This is a genomic window from Acinetobacter sp. GW821-FHT01C12, from assembly GCF_059422625.1.
In genome coordinates, this window is sequence record NZ_JBWKXD010000011.1 from 16,067 (window position 1) to 36,932 (window position 20,866).

The 20,866-nt window shown below is 38.3% G+C and carries 19 protein-coding genes; 12 read left to right on the forward strand and 7 right to left on the reverse strand.

Annotated features, from left to right (window positions below):
* Nucleotides 1–503 precede the first annotated feature (503 nt).
* From AC07WY_RS18275 to AC07WY_RS18290, 4 genes are read left to right on the forward strand one after another with little or no spacing between them, the layout of a single operon-like run.
* The gene (locus AC07WY_RS18275) at nucleotides 504–1,343 is read left to right on the forward strand and encodes a bifunctional transcriptional activator/DNA repair enzyme AdaA (RefSeq protein WP_096735192.1); all 840 of its coding nucleotides are present in this window, start codon (nucleotides 504–506) and stop codon (nucleotides 1,341–1,343) included.
* Nucleotides 1,330–2,067 (forward strand): 2OG-Fe(II) oxygenase, encoded by a 738-nt coding sequence (locus AC07WY_RS18280; RefSeq protein ID WP_004725818.1) that lies wholly within the window; start codon nucleotides 1,330–1,332, stop codon nucleotides 2,065–2,067. The genes AC07WY_RS18275 and AC07WY_RS18280 overlap by 14 nt, the downstream gene beginning before the upstream one ends.
* 3 nt (nucleotides 2,068–2,070) lie before the next feature.
* A complete protein-coding gene (locus AC07WY_RS18285; RefSeq protein WP_056512381.1) occupies nucleotides 2,071–2,316 on the forward strand; it encodes an Ada metal-binding domain-containing protein in 246 nt (81 codons plus the stop codon).
* Nucleotides 2,303–2,914 (forward strand): alpha-ketoglutarate-dependent dioxygenase AlkB family protein, encoded by a 612-nt coding sequence (locus AC07WY_RS18290; RefSeq protein ID WP_105714407.1) that lies wholly within the window; start codon nucleotides 2,303–2,305, stop codon nucleotides 2,912–2,914. The genes AC07WY_RS18285 and AC07WY_RS18290 overlap by 14 nt, the downstream gene beginning before the upstream one ends.
* 291 nt (nucleotides 2,915–3,205) lie before the next feature.
* On the opposite strand, the gene AC07WY_RS18295 is transcribed toward AC07WY_RS18290, so the two are convergent.
* From AC07WY_RS18295 to rsgA, 5 genes are all read right to left on the reverse strand, one after another.
* Nucleotides 3,206–3,652: a hydrolase gene (locus AC07WY_RS18295; protein ID WP_494736883.1), complete on the reverse strand. Its 447-nt coding sequence runs from the start codon at nucleotides 3,650–3,652 to the stop codon at nucleotides 3,206–3,208.
* A 139-nt stretch (nucleotides 3,653–3,791) separates the two neighbouring features.
* Nucleotides 3,792–4,250 carry a protein-export chaperone SecB gene (gene secB / locus AC07WY_RS18300; RefSeq protein ID WP_004725824.1) on the reverse strand — a complete coding sequence of 153 codons (459 nt, stop codon included), beginning with the start codon at nucleotides 4,248–4,250 and terminating at the stop codon, nucleotides 3,792–3,794.
* 48 nt (nucleotides 4,251–4,298) lie between these two features.
* Nucleotides 4,299–4,556 carry a glutaredoxin 3 gene (gene grxC / locus AC07WY_RS18305; protein ID WP_004725827.1) on the reverse strand — a complete coding sequence of 86 codons (258 nt, stop codon included), beginning with the start codon at nucleotides 4,554–4,556 and terminating at the stop codon, nucleotides 4,299–4,301.
* Nucleotides 4,557–4,572: 16 nt separating this feature from the next.
* Nucleotides 4,573–4,983, reverse strand: coding sequence for a rhodanese-like domain-containing protein (locus tag AC07WY_RS18310; RefSeq protein ID WP_004725828.1), 411 nt, complete (start codon nucleotides 4,981–4,983; stop codon nucleotides 4,573–4,575).
* 91 nt (nucleotides 4,984–5,074) lie between these two features.
* Entirely contained in the window at nucleotides 5,075–6,133 is a 1,059-nt protein-coding gene (gene rsgA / locus AC07WY_RS18315) for a ribosome small subunit-dependent GTPase A (RefSeq protein WP_494736884.1), read from the reverse strand.
* 122 nt (nucleotides 6,134–6,255) lie between these two features.
* On the opposite strand from rsgA, the gene orn reads away from it, so the two are divergent.
* The 8 genes from orn to AC07WY_RS18355 all read left to right on the forward strand — a co-directional run bounded on the left by orn (nucleotide 6,256) and on the right by AC07WY_RS18355 (nucleotide 17,411).
* Complete coding sequence (orn, locus tag AC07WY_RS18320; RefSeq protein ID WP_004725833.1) at nucleotides 6,256–6,813, forward strand: oligoribonuclease; 558 nt, start codon at nucleotides 6,256–6,258, stop codon at nucleotides 6,811–6,813.
* Between the two features lie 211 nt (nucleotides 6,814–7,024).
* A complete protein-coding gene (locus AC07WY_RS18325; RefSeq protein WP_004816949.1) occupies nucleotides 7,025–7,759 on the forward strand; it encodes a Bax inhibitor-1/YccA family protein in 735 nt (244 codons plus the stop codon).
* 160 nt (nucleotides 7,760–7,919) lie between these two features.
* Nucleotides 7,920–8,723 (forward strand): enoyl-ACP reductase FabI, encoded by an 804-nt coding sequence (locus tag AC07WY_RS18330; protein ID WP_004725837.1) that lies wholly within the window; start codon nucleotides 7,920–7,922, stop codon nucleotides 8,721–8,723.
* Between the two features lie 173 nt (nucleotides 8,724–8,896).
* Nucleotides 8,897–11,527 (forward strand): type VI secretion system Vgr family protein, encoded by a 2,631-nt coding sequence (locus AC07WY_RS18335; protein WP_494736885.1) that lies wholly within the window; start codon nucleotides 8,897–8,899, stop codon nucleotides 11,525–11,527.
* Entirely contained in the window at nucleotides 11,527–12,384 is an 858-nt protein-coding gene (locus tag AC07WY_RS18340) for a hypothetical protein (RefSeq protein ID WP_494736886.1), read from the forward strand. The genes AC07WY_RS18335 and AC07WY_RS18340 overlap by 1 nt, the downstream gene beginning before the upstream one ends.
* Complete coding sequence (locus AC07WY_RS18345) at nucleotides 12,374–15,361, forward strand: T6SS effector BTH_I2691 family protein (protein WP_494736887.1); 2,988 nt, start codon at nucleotides 12,374–12,376, stop codon at nucleotides 15,359–15,361. The genes AC07WY_RS18340 and AC07WY_RS18345 overlap by 11 nt, the downstream gene beginning before the upstream one ends.
* Nucleotides 15,358–16,359 (forward strand): DUF6708 domain-containing protein, encoded by a 1,002-nt coding sequence (locus AC07WY_RS18350; protein ID WP_494736888.1) that lies wholly within the window; start codon nucleotides 15,358–15,360, stop codon nucleotides 16,357–16,359. Before AC07WY_RS18345 ends, AC07WY_RS18350 begins: the two co-directional genes overlap by 4 nt.
* A gap of 44 nt (nucleotides 16,360–16,403) precedes the next feature.
* Nucleotides 16,404–17,411 (forward strand): DUF6708 domain-containing protein, encoded by a 1,008-nt coding sequence (locus tag AC07WY_RS18355; RefSeq protein WP_494736889.1) that lies wholly within the window; start codon nucleotides 16,404–16,406, stop codon nucleotides 17,409–17,411.
* A 36-nt stretch (nucleotides 17,412–17,447) separates the two neighbouring features.
* Here the strand turns inward: AC07WY_RS18355 and AC07WY_RS18360 are convergent, their stop codons facing one another.
* Complete coding sequence (locus AC07WY_RS18360; protein WP_262087039.1) at nucleotides 17,448–18,851, reverse strand: efflux transporter outer membrane subunit; 1,404 nt, start codon at nucleotides 18,849–18,851, stop codon at nucleotides 17,448–17,450.
* A gap of 22 nt (nucleotides 18,852–18,873) precedes the next feature.
* Nucleotides 18,874–20,865, reverse strand: a complete 1,992-nt coding sequence (locus tag AC07WY_RS18365) for a MacB family efflux pump subunit (protein WP_494736890.1) — start codon at nucleotides 20,863–20,865, stop codon at nucleotides 18,874–18,876.
* Nucleotide 20,866: the final 1 nt, after the last annotated feature.

The following is a 20,866-nucleotide window of genomic DNA, read 5'->3' on the forward strand; positions in this document are numbered from 1 at the left end:
CGCAAATATGCATTTAGATGATTTATAAATAAGGTCAAAATTATAAATCATATATTTATATACTTTCATTAACGTGATTCATATGGTTTAACGCTTGCAATGCCACACTTTACAATTAAAGTTTAAATAGCTTTGCGTAGGCGATGCCTCACTTTTCAGAGATGAAAAGGTGACAAAAATCTTCCGTTGGGCGAGGGGTACTTCCTGTACCCCCGCCCAACAGCGACATCCATGTCGCCACACGATAGATCGACCATGTACGATTCAATAATACAAAGAATCAGGTAAATTTATATAGATTGCGTATGGACTACTTGTTTTTTGACGAACGTAATTTCGAAGAATAGATTTATCCATTTAAAAGCCGTTAGTTTTAATGACTAACGGTTTTTTATTGTGAGGAGATTTTTAAACGATATTGAATCACTAAACTCAGCACGATTCGGATTTGCTCATTGCATAACAACTGTTAAGTTAGATGGAGAAAAGTGAGGAGAAATGCGATGCAACAGCACCATCAGTTTGAACGTATTGCAAAAGCCATTGAATACATTAAACACAATTTTAAAGCACAACCGAATTTAGATGAGGTGGCTGCGCATATTCATTTAAGCCCTGCACATTTTCAACGTTTATTTACAGAATGGGCTGGAACCAGTCCGAAGAAGTTCTTGCAATATATTAGTATTGAACATGCAAAAAACTTGTTAAAACAAGAGCATTCGGTATTTGATGCGACTTATGACACAGGACTATCGAGCACCAGTCGTTTGCATGATCTATTTATACAAATTGAAGGGATGACACCTGCTGAATACAAAAGTGGTGGGGAAAATTTAACCATCCACTACCAGTATGCTGAAACACGCTTTGGAATGGTTTTAGTGGCTTCAACAGCCAAAGGGATTTGCTTTATGTCTTTTGTGGAGCATGCGCAAGATGCCTATAGCGCACTCGTTGAAAAATTTCCTAAAGCAAGATTTTATCAGCAAGCAGATGCCTTGCATGAACATGCTTTGGCCATTTTCTCATCTGAACAAAAACCATGGAGCCAAATTAAGCTGCATCTAAAAGGTACTGATTTTCAGCTTAAAGTTTGGGAAAGTTTGCTTAAAATCCCGATGGGACAATTGGCGACCTATGCAGACCTTGCAGAACAGATTGGAAATCCAAAAGCTTCCCGTGCAGTCGGTACTGCGATTGGCAATAATCCAGTGGCTTTTTTAATTCCATGTCATCGTGTGATTCAAGCGACAGGTGTTTTAGGTGAATATCATTGGGGTAAAACACGTAAAGCCGCAATGATTGGCTGGGAAGGTGTGCAAGTACATGCCAGCGTTTAATTCACAACAAGCAACAGCGTTGCTCAATAAAATTGAGGGTTTAGATTGGGAGTCAATCCATGCTCAGATGCATACACAAGGCTACTCAATCCTTAAAGACTTTTTATCTGATGAATTGTGTGAGTTGATCAAAAGTCATTATAACCATCAACAACTGTATCGAAAAACCGTCACTATGCAGCAACATCGTTTTGGATATGGCGAGTATAAATATTTTAATTATCCATTACCAAACTTGCTTCAACAGCTTCGAACTCAGTTTTATCCCTATCTGGTTCCTATCGCCAATGCTTGGTCTGATGCTTTAAAGTTGGATCGACAATATCCAGATTCACATCTTGAATTTTTACAACAATGCCAACAAGTGGGTCAAAATAAGGCCACTGTTTTGATTTTGCACTATCAGCAAGATGGTTTTAATACCTTACATCAAGATCTATATGGAGAGGTCTATTTTCCGATCCAAATGGTATTTGTTCTTAGTCAAGTCAATAGCGATTTTACCGGTGGTGAGTTGGTGTTGACTGAGCAAGTACCACGAGCACAGTCAAAAGCCATTGTTTTACAACCTGATCAAGGGGATGTGTTAATTTTTACCACGCAGTTTAGACCCAAGAAAAGCACTCATGGCTATTATCGAGTCAATATGAAGCATGCTGTCAGTCAGGTGCGTACAGGGGAGCGTTATACATTGGGGATTATTTTTCATGATGCTGTGAGTTAAATGATGATTAAGCATGATGACATTGAGCGTTTGGCGTTATATCGAAAAATCAGGAATGCTGAAATTTTATTTGCAGGCAATCAAAAGCTAAAAATTTATGGACGTTTAAACTGTGGTTCGGGCAAGCGTATGTTAAAAGCCAATCGGGTGTTCTTTAGTAGTGAAGCCGAAGCCTTGGCATTGCAATTTCGCCCGTGTGGACATTGTATGAAATCAGCCTATGTGAAATGGAAAAATGCAACAACTTGAGTTTCTAACCGATCCCCATGAGAACTTGCTTCCACAAGATGGAACAGTGAATTATTTCGGAAAAATCATGGATGAAGCCATCGCCAATGATTATTTTGAGCAATTGCTAACGCATATTGAATGGCAAAATGACCAAGCGATTATTTTTGGCAAAAAAATTATCACTAAACGGAAAGTGGCTTGGTATGGAGATCGTGCTTTTGAATACACTTATTCAAATAGCTCCAAATATGCCTTGCCATGGACTGAAGAATTACTCGAACTGAAACAACAGATTGAAATGATCACGGGTGAAACATTTAATTCTTGTTTGCTGAATCTTTACCATACCGGTGAAGAGGGTATGGCATGGCACAGTGATGGTGAAACAGATCTAAAAAAGAATGGTGCAATTGCATCTTTAAGCCTAGGCGCAGTTCGAAAATTTGCCTTTAAACATAAAAATAGCCAAGAAAAGATTGAGGTTTTTCTCGAAAATGGCAGTTTGCTGGTCATGAAGGACACCACACAAACATATTGGTTGCACCGCTTAGCCCCAACAAAGAAAGTGCATACGGCTCGGATTAATCTAACCTTTAGAACAATCGATGAATCATGATTTTTCCTCACGGATAAGCCAAACAATTCCTGCAAAAATAAAGCCAGGGTCTGTTGACAATTCGTCTATGTTTGCGACTACGTGTGTTTTTTAGACGATACTAGGCACGAAATACGAAATTTAGTCATTCTAAATGAGTAGTTCGTAACGAAGTAGCGGCAAAAAACACACTAGTCCCGAAGGGTTGTGGCTAAAATTATCTCAGCCTACGTTATGAAACTCGAAAATAGTCTCGCTATTCTCTTCGTTTCCTGCCTTGCCTGCTCAATTTTAGCCTACAACGCAAGCCATTTATGAAATGTCAACAGACCCTAAACTCCCATAAAAAATAAAATTGTAGGGAATCATGTTGAGTAAAACTTGAGAATAACTCAGCGGATAAAAGGGATACATATCTGCATGCATCAAGGCATCTAAAAAAACATGACTAAAACTCCCGACCAAAGCACTGACTGTCGCCACTTGCCATGTGATCTGCCAGTCTGCTTGTTTGAATAAGTTGCGTAAGCAAAACTCACTTATCACTTTACCTATGGGGACTGCAAGCAAAGCAATCAACAAAGCACCAAGTAAATTATGGGTATATAAATGGAGTGTGGTCCAGCCTCGAATGATGCCAAATAGAGGTTCTATATCCATCAAAACCTGAACACCAGAGAAAATTAACAAGCTAAATTTTTTATTTGCAATGGCTTTACAGCTTGCGCCTAAGCCCAAATGTAAGGGAGTAAATGGCATTGTTATTGTTCATGCTTATTGTGATGTTTAAATTATAAAAAATTGCATCACCCACGGTTGTGAAGTTTGGGTGATTTTTATCTGATCAAATATAAAAAAGACCGCATAGTGCGGTCTTTTAAACTTAATTATTGAGAAATTAAGCTTGGCCTTCAGCAGCAGCACCTTGGGCACGTTCCATATTTGCTTCAAACTCTGCATCAAAATTGATTGGTGTAAGAAGTAATTGAGGGAAGCTACCTTTAGTTACAAGATCATTAACTGCTTCACGCAAGAATGGGAACAAAATGTTCGGGCAGTAAGCACCTAAGATGTATGGAAGGCGGTCTTCTTCAATACCATCAATCAAGAAAATACCTGATTGTGTTACATCGACGATAAATGCTGTATCGCCTGCATTGTTCGCTTGCACAACAACTTTTAAAGACACTTCAAAGTGGGTTGCATCCACTTTTTCAGCAGCAGAAGACAAATTGATGTTTAATTCAGGTTGCCATTCTTTGGTAAAAACTTGAGCCCCAGGTACTTCAAAAGAAATGTCTTTTGTATAAATACGTTCTAAAGCAAGTTGTGGTTGAGCTTGTTGTTCTTCACTCATTCTTTATTCCTTAAATTTTAAGAAGTGATTCATTAATTAAGTTGTGGATTAACCAAGTAACTCATCGAGTTTGCCGGCTTTTTCTAAAGCATAAAGCTGGTCAAAACCACCGATAAATTCATTATTAATAAAAATTTGTGGCACTGTACGGTGTCGAGTTTTCTGGATCAGCTCAGTCTTAACTTCAGGTGCTTCTTCATCGAGATTGATTTCGGTAAAAGCAACACCTTTACGCTCAAGTAGAGATTTCGCACGTACACAGTATGGGCAAAAAGTTGTTGAATATACTTTTACTTCAGCAGTCATGTTGAGCTCCTTAAGCTTATTTTTTAGCTTTAACTAATGGCAAGCCTTGGGCTTTCCAGTTACTGATACCACCATCAAGACGATAGCTGTCTGCATGGCCGACTTGTTGTAAAGCACTTCCTGCAACTTGACCTAAGTTACAGATAAATACTAAAGGACGGTCAGCAGTTTTTAACTCTTCAATGTGACTGGCAATTTGACTGTATGGAATGTTGCGGCTGCCACTCACATGACCTTCACGGAAATCTTTAGCATCGCGTAAATCAATCAACATCGCATTTTTAGCCTTCACTAAAATACCAAGTGATTGTGGTGAAATCTTACGACCACTGCGTTGTCCTTCAAAAATAAAGAACAAGATCGCCAGTACCCCTAAAATACCAAATAAGAAGGGGTGATTCCCCATAAACTCAAACCAACGTTCCACAAGTCACCTAATTACAATCAAAAATTGCGTCGAGTATAGCGTATATATATGGTGATCAAAATCACCGCTTCAAGGTTCTCAAAGAAGAAATTTAATTTTTTTGTTGCGCATCAGTGATTTCTTCAATTAAACGTAAATAACTTTCATGTCGTCTGGCTAGAATTCCACCATTTTCTACCGCTTTTTTAATTGCGCATTGTTTCTCATGCGTGTGGGTGCAATTACGATATTGGCAATGTCCAATCAAGTTAGAGATTTCAGGAAAGCCTGCATCAATCTTTTCTAGGCTCAAATGCCAAAGCCCAAATTCACGGATGCCAGGCGAGTCGATCAAGGCACCATTTTCACCAAAACGAATCAAACGGGTAGAGGTCGTTGTATGTTGTCCGAGTGCTGAGTTTTCAGAAATAATATTGGTCTTCTGCTCTGCATCAGGAACGATGACATTAATCAGGGTGCTTTTGCCGACACCTGATTGCCCAACGAAAGCAACGGTTTCGTTGTCGAGTCGTTGCTTTAATTCGCTAATATCACCTTCAGACTGAGTGATCAGTACTTCATAGCCCAAGTCTTGATATTCTTTAATGAGATCTAAAATAGGGTCATTTTCTTTGAGTAAATCTGATTTGTTTAACACCAAAAGGACTGGAATATCCGCATCTGCACATGCCACCAAATAGCGATCAATCAGCGTGGGTGCTGGCTCAGGCAGAGTTGCAAAGACAATGACGATTAAACTGATATTGGCTGCGACAGGTTTAACTTTATGATAACGATCGGGACGCGTTAACAATGAAGTCCTTGGATGAATGGCAGTGATGATGCCTAAACCTGTATTTGGATCTGCTTGCCACTGAACTTTGTCGCCTGTCACTAACAGCTCTAAATTGGTTCGTGTATGACAGCGCCAGACACTGCCTAATTCAATCGGTTTCCAAAAGGGCTCTGGATCACCTTCATTGACGATGGGTTTTTGCGGATGTTGAGTAGGAACAGAAAGGGCTTGTACTTCGAGTTGTCGTCCATAATGCTGAACAACAAGACCTTCAAGGTCATTGGAAGTGTCGATTTCTTCTTGACGTGTTTTATGTTGTTTCTGAATGCGGCGTTGCTGCTGTTCAGTTAAACGACGTTTACGAATTAAAGCCATTCATATCCTAAAAACCTTAAAAATGAGAAGGCAAAAATACCATGACAGGCGAATGAATTACAGCGAAGATGCAAGAAATTTGCTACTATTCATTTTTTATTGGCCTAATAAGATTGCACTATATGAGCAGCACTCCGGATACCCGCTTAATTTGGATCGACCTAGAGATGACAGGTTTAGATACAGATAATGACAAGATCATTGAAATTGCGACAATTGTAACAGATGATCATTTGAACATTTTGGCGGAAGGGCCTGTGCTTGCAGTGCATCAATCAGATGTTATCCTCAATGCAATGGATGAGTGGAACACCAAACAACACGGTCAGTCAGGTCTGATTGAACGGGTGCGTCGTAGTAAACTCACAGCGCAAGATGCAGAGCAGCAAACCTTAGAATTTTTGAAGAAATGGATTAATCCTAAAACTTCACCAATGTGTGGTAATTCAATCTGCCAAGATCGCCGTTTTATGCACCGTTTAATGCCTGAGCTTGAACAATTCTTCCATTATCGTAATTTGGACGTGTCTTCAGTGAAAGAGTTAGCAAAACGCTGGAGACCTGAAATTATGAGCGGTCTAAAGAAAAATGCTTCACATTTGGCAATGGATGATATCCGCGATTCGATTGCTGAACTTAAATATTATCGTCAGTATTTCTTTATTGCCAATCAAGATTAATCATCTGAGTGGTTAAATCTCATTACATATCAGATTGAAACAAGAGGCTTTTTAGCCTCTTTTTTTACTATGCATTTTGGTTTTTTAAGCTATACTAAAGCTGATGTCCTCTGACAACTCGTTACAAAAAATAGCAAGCAGTTCAAATTGTTTGCATAAAAAACGTTTTAATATCCTTATATATATTTGAATTATTACAAAGAGATTGACTATGCAAAGTAATAACCCAATTTTAACGCGTGCGGAAACGTATGCAGATTATGAACAGCCAATGACTGTACAAGGCGCAATTCAAAAATCAGTTTTATTGACTGTTATTGCGGCCATACTCGGTGTTGGAATTTTTTTCTATAGCTTTACCACAATGAATGTTGGAATTGCCTATGCTGCCGCAATGGTCGGTGCAATTGGTGGTTTGATTCTCGGATTGGTTGCTACATTTAAGCCGAATACAGCACGTGTTTTAGCTATTCCTTATGCATTCTTTGAAGGTGCATTTTTGGGTGGTGTTTCAGTGATCTTCCAACTGAAGTTTCCGGGCGTACCATTACAAGCACTTTTAGCTACATTTATCACAACTTTAGTGATGTTTGGTTTATATAAGTTCCAAATTATTCGTGCAACTGAAAAATTTAAATCTATTGTGATTTCAGCATCTATCGCAATTGCATTGGTTTTTGTGGTGCAGTTCATTATGCGTTTGGCTTTTGGTTCAAGCATTCCATTCTTATTTGAAAGCAGTATTTTAGGTATTGGTTTTGCTGCATTTGTTGCAGTGATCGCATCATTGAACCTGATTCTTGATTTCGATTTGATTGAGTCTGCTGCAGCACAACGTGCACCTAAAGCTTATGAATGGTTATGTGGTATCGCTTTGTTGGCAACATTGGTATGGATGTACTATTCATTCTTACGTTTATTGAGCTTGTTGCAAGGTGATGATTAATCATTCCCTTTATATCGATTGATAGATTTGAAAAGGCGCACTCGATTCAGTGCGCTTTTTTTATGTTTTTAGTAAACTTTTAAAAAAAGATGCATTATGCAATTTAGTTATGGGTCAAGACTTGGCATTATGCTTACAAAATTGATCAGGTGAGAATTTCATGGCACAAGGACTATTGGCAGGTAAACGCTTTTTAATCGCGGGAATTGCAAGTAAATTATCCATTGCATTTGGTATTGCTCAGGCATTACATCGTGAAGGTGCAGAACTCGCATTTACTTATCCAAACGATAAACTAAAAAAACGTGTAGATGATTTTGCAGAACAATTCGGTTCTACTTTAGTTTTCCCTTGTGATGTTGCTGTGGATGCTGAAATTGACCATGCATTTGCTGAATTAGCAAAGCATTGGGATGGTTTGGATGGTGTTGTACATTCAATCGGCTTTGCACCTGCGCATACACTTGATGGTGATTTCACGGACGTCACAGATCGTGAAGGTTTTAAAATTGCCCATGACATCAGTGCTTATAGTTTTGTTGCTATGGCACGTGCAGCAAAACCTTTATTGTTGGCCCGCCAAGGCTGTTTATTGACTTTAACTTACCAAGGTTCAGAGTCTGTTATGCCAAACTATAATGTTATGGGTATGGCGAAAGCATCTTTGGAAGCAGGGGTACGTTATTTAGCATCAAGCTTAGGTGCTGAGGGTATTCGTGTAAATGCAATTTCAGCAGGTCCAATCCGTACTTTAGCGGCATCTGGGATTAAATCTTTCCGTAAAATGTTAGATGCCAATGAAAAAATTGCACCGTTAAAACGTAATGTTACGATTGAAGACGTTGGTAATGCGGCCTTATTCCTATGCTCACCTTGGGCAAATGGGATCACTGGTGAAATTCTGTATGTCGATGCTGGTTTTAATACGGTCGGTATGAGCCAATCAATGATGGATAGCGAATAAAGTTAAGTTTATTTAACTGGTTGAATTCAAAACATAAATCTCAATATTTAAACGTGAATATTGAGGTTTTTTTACAAATTTTAAAAAATTAACCGATCAATAAACTAGGATTCAATCGTTTTTTTTGATTAAATATTCATAAATATTAATATTATTTTAAGTTTGATAAAAAAATGAATTTTGCCAATATATTTTCGGCTCTGCAACACCTTGGATTGACTGCACAAAAACGAGCCTTGCATATCCAATTTAGCAATCCTGATTTGACTGCTCAAGTCTTCTTACAACGTATCGATGGACAACATGGTCTGAACCAAGGCGTGTCTGTTGAACTGATCTGCCTTGCCACTTCAGCAACGATTCCTCTTAAACAATTCATTGGTAGCCAAGTGGCCATCGATCAAGTCACAGATCATGGACAACTGTTTCGTAGCACAGGGGTGATTACTGAGGCCGCACAAGGGCAAAGTGATGGCGCACTAACGCTATATAAACTCAAACTTGAAGATGCCACTTCACTGTGGCATAAACGCCGTAACAGCCGAGTGTTTATGAATAAGTCGGTTGTTCAAGTCATAGAAGCGCTGTTTAAAGAATGGCAAGACAAAAGCCCACTCTTTGCATCGAGTCTAAACCTCGATAAAAGTGTACTGAAAAAAGATTACGATATCCGACCATTCATTATGCAGAGTAACGAAAGCGACTATGCATTTTTAACCCGCTTGATGCGCAGTGAAGGGATCAACTGGTTGATTGATGAAGCACAATTGATTGTACCTAGTTCTGCGACTCAAATTCAGCCGCAAAAACTGCGTTTGGTGGATGATAACAGCGAATACAAAGCGCTAGAACGAAGAAAGATCCGCTTCCATCGCAGCAGTGCCACAGAACAACAAGACAGCATCACCAGCTTTATCGGGCAACGTAGTTTACAACCCACCGCTGTCCACGTACAACGCTGGCAAGCAGATGTTTTAGAGCAAGAAGAGGGTGCAGGTAGTGTTCAAAGCAAACATCAACACAGTCAAAATCAAAACAATGCCAGTCTCGGTTTAGAACAAGCTTGGCATATCAGTCCGGCATGGATTCAAGACCTGAATGGTGAAGATCAAGCAACTGCTTCAAATAACAATCAGATTGAAAAGATTAACCAAAACCTCAGTCATTATTACGATGCTCAATCCAAACAATTTGTTGCCAACTCCACTGTACGTGATGCACAAGTAGGTTACTGGTTTGAGTTAAACGAACACCCAGAAATAGACCAACACAGTGGCTCAGACAAAGAGTTTCTGATCACGTCAAAGACATTCTATAACCAGAACAACTTACCCAAAGATCTGAATGAGCAAATCAATCGCTTGCTCGAACAAAGTAACTGGGTCAATTCAAATAAAGTAGACAACAACAGCGATGAACGTCAAGCCAATCAATTGGTGCTACAACGCCGTAATATCACCACTGTTCCTGAATACCACCCACTACAACACCGCCCAAGTACCCATCCACAACGAGCCAAAGTGGTTGGGCCAAGTGGAGAAGAAATCCATGTCGATGAATGGGGACGTATTAAAGTTCGCTTCCTATTTACCCGTAATGAAGATCACAGTCACGATGGTGGTGCAGGGAGCAATGACAACGACACCGATTCCGCTTGGGTGGATGTACTGACCCCGTGGGCAGGTGAAGGCTATGGTGCGCGGTTCTTACCGAGGATTGGTGAGATTGTCGTGATAGATTTCTTTGATGGTAATATTGACCGACCATTTGTAGTGGGGCGTATCCATGAAGCGCAACGAAGCCCAACGAAATTTGATGACAAAGGACAATTGCCTGATACAAAAAAACTGGCAGGGATCAAAAGTCGAGAAGTTAAAGGCAGTGGATATGGCCAACTGAGATTTGACGATACCACAGACCAAATCAGCAGCCAGCTACAAAGCAGTCACGGCACGAGTCAACTTAACCTTGGTAATCTGAGTCATCCTAAAGAAACTGATACCAGTAAAGGGCGAGGCGAAGGCTTTGAACTAAGAACAGACCAATGGGGAGCGTTACGAGCTGGGCAAGGCCTACTACTGAGTACCTATGCCCAAGATTCAGCTTCAGGTAACCATCTCGATGCGACCGCCGCGAAAAGTCAGTTAGAAAGTAGTCTAAATAATTCCAAGGCCTTAAGTGAAGTTGCCAAGAACCAGCAAACTGATCCTTTGGAGGTGTTGGAAAGAATAAAAGGGTTTATCAATACACTAGACCAACAAGATCCGAAAAAAGCAGATGCATTTAAGTCTGCGGTGATGATGTTGGCTTCACCTAATTCGATTGCGCTTGCCAGTAACGAAGATATTCATCTTTCAGCAGATGGGCAAATCAGTCATACCGCAGGCGACAGTATCAACCTAAGTACACAAAAGGCTTTGATTGGGCATGCCAGTGCTAAGATCAGTCTTTTTGCGGCACAGGAAGGGGCAAGGTTATTTGCTGGAAAAGGTAAAGTTGAACTTCAAGCTCAAGATGGTGGTGCAGATGTGATTGCACGCAAAGGGATTCAAATCATTTCGACCGAAGACGCGGTTTATATCATTAGTCCGAAAGAGATTAAGTTGATTGGTGATGGTTCTGAATTAAAGATCAATGGTTCAGGGGTATTTTCAACTACAGGTGGTTTGTTTCAGGTGAAGTCGGGACAACAGAAGTTTACCAGTGGTGCGAAGATTAATTCAGACATTCCTCAACTTCCTATTTGTGAAATGCGTGTTTCTGGTGCTGCGGCAAAAGGTGATGCTTCTGTGGAGCTTTCATAATGTTATTAGAGCCTATACATCCAAAAGAGGTGATTGAGTATGATTACGTCATTATTGACCCGAATCTAAATGCGCAATATTTTTATGAAGTGGAAGCTCAACTTAAGTCTTTAGCACCTGATTATGCGAAGAATGTACAGCATGTTTTTCCGTATTTATTGCGTTTAAATTCAGTCGGTGCTTCGCTTGTCGATGAAATAAAGCAACATGATCAAAATCAGATCAAAGCGGGGCTTTCACCTTTTTTTCTAATGACGTTTAAAAGTGTTCCAACTCGAGAACCTGATATTGTTGATCACTTAAAACAAAATTTAGTCTATGAAGTAGGCACTAAGAAGTATTTGTATCGGTTTTTTGATCCGAAAATTTGGATGTTACTCAATTATTTTGAGAGTCAGGATTTTTTATGGATAAATAAATATTTTAAAAATATTGAATTTAATTTCTTAAATGAAACATTGTGCTTTGACGCTGGATCTGAGGGGGATTTTATTCAACAGCCTGATCATGATTTATTGGACAAAATCAGTGTAAACAACAGAGTATTTGAAAAGTTAAAATTCAAGACTGACGACCTGCCAGCATACTTTTTAAAAGTTAGTCAGATTTTTAATTATGCAGACTTAATAAAAAATAAAGGGATTTTGACCAAGGATGATACTGTAGCATCCATTTTTCATGCAGATTTAATCGGTGAAAGCTTTCTTGAAACCCACTTTTTTCAACGTTTAACAGAAAGTCCCAAAGGCTATGAACAGGCAAGCAAACAGCTTTCAACGTCTGAGTGGGATGATTTTTTTAAAAAACAAAATATTGATGATGAAAATTTAAAAAATAAGGTGATGTATGGATTCTAAGAGTTGTGATTTTTGTAAAAGAGATATTGGCTTAAAGATTTTTGTGAATCGCTATATATTTTCATCAACAGGTACAAATATTCCACTTGATATGGCTGAAAATCAAAGTGAATTGTATGAAATAGAGGATATAAAATCAGATATCAAAGAATATTTATCGGGTTTAGAAGAAACCAAGTTTGATTTTATTAACTCCTATAAGCCACCTAGTCCGCAAGCTTCAACAGCCACGTCAGCTTTAGAAACATCTAGTCATGATTCAGAAAATAATCTTGAAGCACCAGTTGAGTCTCTGAATACGATTAGGGTAACAGCCACAAAGGGTAGTTATAGTTATCCTAAACACAAAACTGAAACATCAATGGAACAGTATGGTTTTAAAGGGAGTACTTTAAGAAAAGGTTTTTTATATGTTTTCCTAAAACACTTAAACCAATGGCAAGAATATAAAATTTCTGAAAAGGGCTTTTTAAAACGTATTAATGAATCAAATTATGATCAAGATTACTCATCTAGACCCTTAGTTTTAATGGAGCAGGGTGATGAGCCTTGCATGAATATTAAGCATAGAGCAAATGCTTTAACGATCGTTGTACCCAAACCCAAGGAAGCCTCTTTTGTATATTTAAAATATTCTGAAAACGCATGGAGCAAAGCAACGAAGCTGAGAAACAAGTCACCTGAATTTTACGAAAAATATATGGATAAATTTGACGTAAAAAAATTTATTGCAGGACAATACGAAAAAGGCACATTCCCAATGAAGGCGGGAATTGAGAATTTTTGTGCAGATTATATAACAATATGGAAGTCGGGTGAAAAAGGTGAAGGGATTTTAGAAAACAGTCTATTAAAAAATAATATATCAAAAGATTTATTTTCATATTCAGAGTATTTTTCCTATCTGTCAGGGAAGACACCTAAAGATATACTTGAATACATAATGAATGAAAATCGAGAGATTAATCAAGTAAAACTAAATAACATGGAATATGCGCTATTCGCAGATTCAAATATGAATGATTCATTTCTTAAAGAGCATAGCAAAGAGGAGCTCACCGAGGCTTTATCAAATGATGCAAAAGCAAGAATACTTTTTGGAGCTGTATTTGCGATTGATGACCCTGTTGGCGTAGTGATGGATATTTCAGCTCAAGTTGCAAATCAAATGATGAGTGACGAAGATTATACGGATGATGAAAAAACTGTTAACACATTAGAAGTGTTAAAAAATAATTTTGGGATTAATGATTATCCTTACTTTACCAATGAAGAATTAAAAAGAAATGAGGAAGCGAAACAAAAAATTCGTATGTATGGTGGGGAAGGAGCAATTATTGGTGAACTCCTTGAGGAGAGGTGGAATGAGAAAAAATCAACAGAAGAACTCAATGCTGAGGAGCGAGCGCAAAAAGCAGCAGAACAAATAGGAAAAAATAAAGAATGGAATACAAAATATATTCAATATATTGATTCAAATAGATTTAGTGCGGGTTTAGCCACGCTTAAGCAGAAAAAGCAACAGCAGACAACCTATGCGGATGAATTGGATGGAATAGGTCAAGAGTTTCTTAAAGAAAGCATAATTGCGGATCATTTTTTCTTTAACCAAGAAAAAGATAATTTAGTTGATGGTGTTTCTCTTGGCATGTGTGTCAATCTAGTTTTAGAAAGTAGCAAATTATGTCCAAAAATGAATAAATACATGGGGCAATACTTATACAACACGCGAGATCCTAACAATTACTTTTTAAATTTTCTTGCTTTAAATTCAAATGGACTTCGTCAAAAGTTAAATGAACAAATTAATAAATGGTCACTGACTAATTTAAATGGAGCTTTTGCTACACAGCCTTTTGGGGATTTCATCAATTCCTTTCATGGCTTTTTAAGTACAGCTCGAACGGAAGAATTAAAATTTACATTGTTGACAAATATCAGCAAAGCCTTTTTAAATATTACAGGTATAACACCGCCCAATGCTTTAGCTGCTCATCCATTACAACCCTTGATGATTTCAATGTTTAGTTTGTCTGAAATCAAGTCTGAGCGTATTACTTTTAATAGTTTGAGCGATTTCAACTCGAAAATGCGAAATTATTATAGATCACATCAGAATATCGTCGGAAAAGATAATGGTCTGGGCAATGCCATTAAAAAAAGTGACTGGTACTATCTATATGAAAAATATAAGCATCTTAAATATATAGATGTGCCACGTTTAGAAGTAAATCCTGAGTTTGAGAGAAATTTACCAAAAAACTTTAGAGAGGCTGTAAAAAAGCATGCTGAGTTATTAAAAAAACAAAGCGCGATGAATGTCAGCATTATTGCTGAAGATGTTATAGAGCCAAGCCCAAGCTCAGATTATTTTAAATTCTTTATGATTAAAGTCGCAATTGTTGGTTTACAAGGCTGGGCAATTTGTACTGTTTTTAGTCAAAGTTTTGACAATAAATATGAAAAAGTTGGTCGCAGAAGTGCTGCTGTGGTTGGTCTCACCATGTCGACTGTAGAAGCAGTGGGTGCACTGTTGAATTCAAGTGATAAAATCACGTCAAAATCACGGCTGTTAAAGTCAATGAATACTTTTATTCTTGAATTAACGACATCAAATAAAAACAGTGTAAAAGGGTTGGTATGGCGAGGTTTTGGATTATTTGCAGGATTAATTTTTGGTGGATTTGACGTATATAATGGATATGTGGCTGTCAGAAGTGGAGAAAAAAGTTATGGTACTTTCTTAGCATTGAGCGGAGTTGCAGTTATTTACGGAAGTTATCTTATATTTGCCTTGAATCCATTTGGATGGATTGCAATAGCGATAGGAGTTATTTTTTCTTTAATTGCCTATTTTGTAAAAGAGAACAATATTCAAATATGGATACAAAGATGCTTATTATCGACCAATACTGAAAAGAAAAGATTTAGCGATATCTTTGAGCAAACAGAACAGTTGAAAACGGTAGTAATATGAAAAGTAAAATTAAAGAGCATTCATTCGGTTATGATGTATTTAAGGAAAATATACCTTTTTCAAAATTAGAGGAAAATGATGTACTTTTAACGCCTTATGATGAATTTAAACGCAATCATAACTGGTCTTTTTTAAGCATGAATGATGACTATATTGAGCTTATTGACCAATCTTATGCAAGGTTAGGGAAAGGAATCAGTCTTTTAGTTTTATGTTTTCCTGTATTGTTATTAATATTTCATATCCTATATTTGTATTTTACACTTGGTGGAGGTCCTAACGAGTCTATTTATTTTTCAATATTTGTCGTTATTTCTGCATTGATTACCTTCTTTTTACCACTATACGCATTTTTGAATCCTTTCTTTAAATATGATTATAAAAAGCCAATATGTAAACCGATCTTGTTTAACCGAAAAACAGGCAAAGTATTTTTTTATTTAACTGATGCTGAGTATATCGAGCGAGATTGGAAAGATGTGGTTTATGTGATGGGGAATAGCTTTGGTCTTTCAGGTGCACCTTTAAGAGAGCTTAGAGCGCATATTGTTGAAGGTGGTCTGTTAAAACATACTTTTGTCATTGGCTTCCCGATGATGGGTATATTCCGTACCCAAGGCTTATGGTCATTTATATGTCATTTTATGCATAAAGGGCCAGAAGAATTGTATCCAAAGCCTAATCCGATGTATGGAACAATAGATCCGTTTACGCAATTAACATTTTGCCAACAGGTCATTGGTGCAAAAGAAAGTTATCGGGATACGTGGAAATCATTTCGAATTATTTATCATGATAATTGGGTTCCTGCTTTATTTTCTTTTCCTTTTGATCTTGGTAATTTTATTGCAAGACGAATATTGCTTAATATAAAGCCTCTACCTGTATGGCATAAAGAGGTTATCCTTAAAAATAAAATGGAACTACAACGGCCAGAGGAAATCAGCTTTAAAGACAACTTTGAATTTAGTATGTTTGAGATGAAAGATAAAGGATAAAGCGCGTAAGCGCTTCTATCTTTAATTATATTAATAGGTTAACTATGCTAAATGGCACTTTACAATACCCAGTTTATAAGAATGATAGACATCTAACCCCAAAAGAAAAGGACAACATTCTTTCCAAAAGAGCCACTTATAAATCAAATATTTCTCATAGCTATAATTTTATAAAAATGAATTCTACCTATATGGAATGTGTGAATAATAGCTTTTTCTTAAAGGGGAATTCTTATTTTAATTTGCTCGGTGTTTTTTTTGTAGCAGTTCCGGTTATTTTAATTGTTTGGCTTATATTTTTTTATATTACAGTAATTCGTGATGATGAAAGTTTATTAGCTTTTATAGTAGTTTTTTCTCCAATGCATATTTTATTTTTTTGTATTCTTTATGTTTTTTATAAAGGCTTTCAGAATTTTAAAAAGTATGAAAAATTAGGCTATAACTATTATCCAATGCGATTCAACAGAGTAAATCAAAAAGTCTATGTTTATGATGTAAGTGGCCAAATATTCATAGGTGATTGGAATAAAATTGACTTTATTTTAAATAGTCGACTTGGTGGATATGAGGGTACTTTTTGGGAAGTCAAAGCGTTTATCAAGGATAACAAAGATTTGATAGTTTATACCTTTGCCTTTGCACTCAGTAAGAATAAAAAACAAGAGACACTGGAAATATGGGAATTTATCAAAGAATATATGAATAATGGACCTGAGAAGCTTTATTTTAATAAAAAGGTAGCAGGTGTAATTCATCGCCTACCCGCTGAAAAGTTAAGTTATTGTCTAAATATCGAAGCACATCCTGAGTCTTTAGAAACCAGTAAAGAAATCGTTGCTTTAGATTATCAAAGTGAAATTCGATCATTCTACTCACGAGCAATGATCAAAATTTTAGGGAATACTCGGAACAAATTTATTCGTGCTGATAAACAACCAAAATGGCCTCAGAATGTGGAAAATGAATGTCAGGTTGATGCTACAGACCCCTATGTTGTTGATGCTTCGACAACATACCAACTTGATACATTTGGAAAAATAATCAAATAAAAAAGCCCCTCAGGGCTTTCTTATCTCAACACATTCTTAAGGTAATTGCTTAATCGGACTGCCACCCAAAGCTTGCATCAAAGTGACATAAGCATTGTATTGGCTTTGCTTGGCTTGGACTAAAGACAAACGAGCACTACGTGTGGTTTCTTGGGCATCCAAAACATTTTTTAAAGCAATTGCACCATTACGATAACGTACATTGGTCAAACGTTCTGTTTTTTCCGCAAGTTCCAAGTTCTTTTGTTGAAAGGCGACTTGTTTATCTAGCTCAGTACGATTCGACAATGCATTTTCAGTATCCGCAAAAGCTTGGTACAAGGTATTGCGATATTGAACAATGGCTTTTTCATAGTCCAGTTCACTGATCTTTAAATTCTTTTGCATATCATTATATTGTAAAAACGGCAGGCTTAAGCTTGCGCCTAAAGTCAGTGCAGGATTTTTCAATAAATTTGTCAATGATGTGCTGGTTGAACCTAAATTCCCCGTCAAACTGATTGAAGGATAATAGCTGGCTTTGGTGGCATCTTTGGTCGCCAAAGATTCACGTAAACGCAATTCGGCTGCTTTTAAATCAGGACGGCGCGACAAAATATCTGCCGGTAAACCCGCTGAGATATTGGGTAGACTGATCTGCGGTAATTGCTGTGGTTCTTGAATATTTAACTGTTGCACAGGTATTTGTAATAACACTGCCAAAGCGGTACGTGTTTCAACACGTTGCTGTTCAATTTGGCTTAAACTGGCTTTTTGGCTTTGTACCGATTGCTCAGCTTGGGTCAAATCTAGTCCTGAAACTGCGCCAGCGCGATATTGAGTACGCACCAATTCAAAGGTTTTTTGAGTAGCAGCTAGGCTTTGTTGGGCAGAGCTATAGCGTTCATTTAAATAACCCAATTGCCAATATAAATTTGCGGTTGTGGCAATTAAGGTCTGCCCAGTGGCTTGTAAGTCTTGTTCAGTGGCTAAAGATTCCCACTTCGATGCTTCCGTTTGACGTGCTAATTTTCCAAACAAATCCACTTCATAACTGACACCCGCACTGAGAGATAGACCTTTGGCAGCATCATCACCTGAATGAAGGTCAAAGCTATGGCCTGTAGATACTCCAGAACTAATACGAGGCCCTTGTTGGTCTCGCGCTAAGCCAGCTCTTAAACGGGCTGTTTGTAAGTTAATCCCTGCAACAGCTAAATCAGCATTGCGTTGAATCACTTGATTGACCAGTTGATTTAACTGAGCATCACCAAATAAGGTCCACCACTGATCTGCATATAAATCTGCCTGAACTTGTTTAGATTTTGCATTGTCATAAACAAAACCATTTGGAATTTGCACAGCAGGGGCCTCGTATGGGGTTTTAACCACAGCCGCACAACCGACCAATGAACTCCCAAGAATCAAGGCGCTTGCAAGTTTGCTTAAATTCATTTGCATTAATAATTTCCTTATTCTTCGGTTATTCACGCGAAAGTGCATCAACAGGATTGAGCTGTGCTGCATTGCGAGCTGGGATAAATCCAAATACCACACCAATCAAGGTTGAACATACAAATGCCGCAATGATAGAGGTGCTTGAATACGCCATTTGGAAACTGCCTTTGGCAATATGTCCAATCAACTGTCCAATGCCTAAAGAGAGCAGAACCCCTAAGATACCGCCCAAAATACACACCAAAACAGCTTCGATCAGGAACTGTTGCAGAATGTCACTTTGCCGAGCACCTACAGCCATACGCACACCGATTTCTTGGGTACGCTCGGTCACAGACACCAACATGATGTTCATTACCCCAATACCACCGACAACCAATGAAATCACCGCAATAGCTGAAACCAGTAAAGTCATGGTTTGTGTGGTCTGTTCAATGGTTTGACGAATACTGTCAGAGTTTTGAGTAAAGACATCTTGTGCGCCATGACGTTGTTCCAACAAACTTAAAATGGCATTTTCAGCAACCGCAGTTGGATATTCATCTTTAATACGCACGATGATGCTACGAACATTGGATTGTCCTAACATTCGGCTCATGACAGTTGAATAAGGCAGATAAACATTGAGACTGTCTGAGTTGCCCATAAAGCCTTGCTGTGCATCAATCACACCAATGATTCGGCTTGGAACACTCCCCAATAACAGCACTTGACCTACAGGGTTAGTGCCATCTGCAAAGAAAGTCTTTTCAGTATTGGCATCAATCACCACATCCTGCGCTCGCCCAGTGATACTGTTTTTATCAAAAGCTTGCCCAGATTTAAAGGTCATGCCACGCACATAGAAGAAATCCGCACTGACACCATTGACGGTTGCTGAAGCTTCGGTGTCTTTAAAACGTGCTGTTACGCTACTATTGACTGTTGGACTGACTGCTTCGACATACGGTTGCTCTGAGAGTGCCTCAGCATCTGCTGGAACCAAGGTTTTAAACTGTGCTGTTTTCGAGTTATCACCAAAGCCACGTCCCTGAAAGACGGTAATAGTATTGGTGCCTAAACTGCTGATGTTATCAAGAATCTGTTTTTGTGAGCCATTACCTAAAGCCACCACCGAAACCACAGATGCGATCCCGATAATAATACCCAGCATGGTTAAAAAGGTACGCATACGGTGGGCATTCATTGCCAGCAAGGCCATACGGAAGGCTTCTGCAAAACGATCCAATGCAGAACGCCATTTAGATGACTTTTTACGATTCGACTTAGGTTCTGAATCGACAACAACATCAATCTCATCATCATGTTCAGGAACATTTGGCTTATCCGCGATGATGTTACCATCACTGATTTCAATGATACGTGTCGCATTTTTTGCCACATTCATATCATGGGTAACCAAGATGATGGTATGCCCTTTAGCATTGAGCTCACGTAAAATACGCATAACCTCAACACCACTGTGCTTATCTAGTGCACCAGTGGGTTCATCCGCAAGGATGACATCACCACCATTCATCAATGCGCGGGCAATTGAAACACGTTGTTGTTGTCCACCCGAAAGCTGATTTGGACGGTTTTCAGTTTTTTCACCGAGTCCTAAGTCAGTCAAGATTTCATGTGAACGCTTTTGACGCACACTCGGATCCATACCAGCATAAATCGCTGGAACTTCAACGTTTCCTGCGGCATTTAAATCACCCAGTAAGTGATAGCGCTGGAAAATAAAGCCAAAATATTCACGGCGTAATTGTGCGAGTTCATCGGGTTCAAGTTGACCTGTTTCACGACCATTGACTTGATAACTGCCTGATGTAGGTTGATCAAGACAGCCCAAGATATTCATCAATGTCGATTTACCCGAACCAGATTGCCCTACAATAGCAACCAGTTCACCGGGGTAAATTTTAAGGTTAATACTCTTTAAAATCTGAATAGTGGATTCACCCGCAGGGAACTCACGAATCAGATTACTGACCTCAAGTAGAGGTTTGATCTGATGATTGTTCTGATCCATG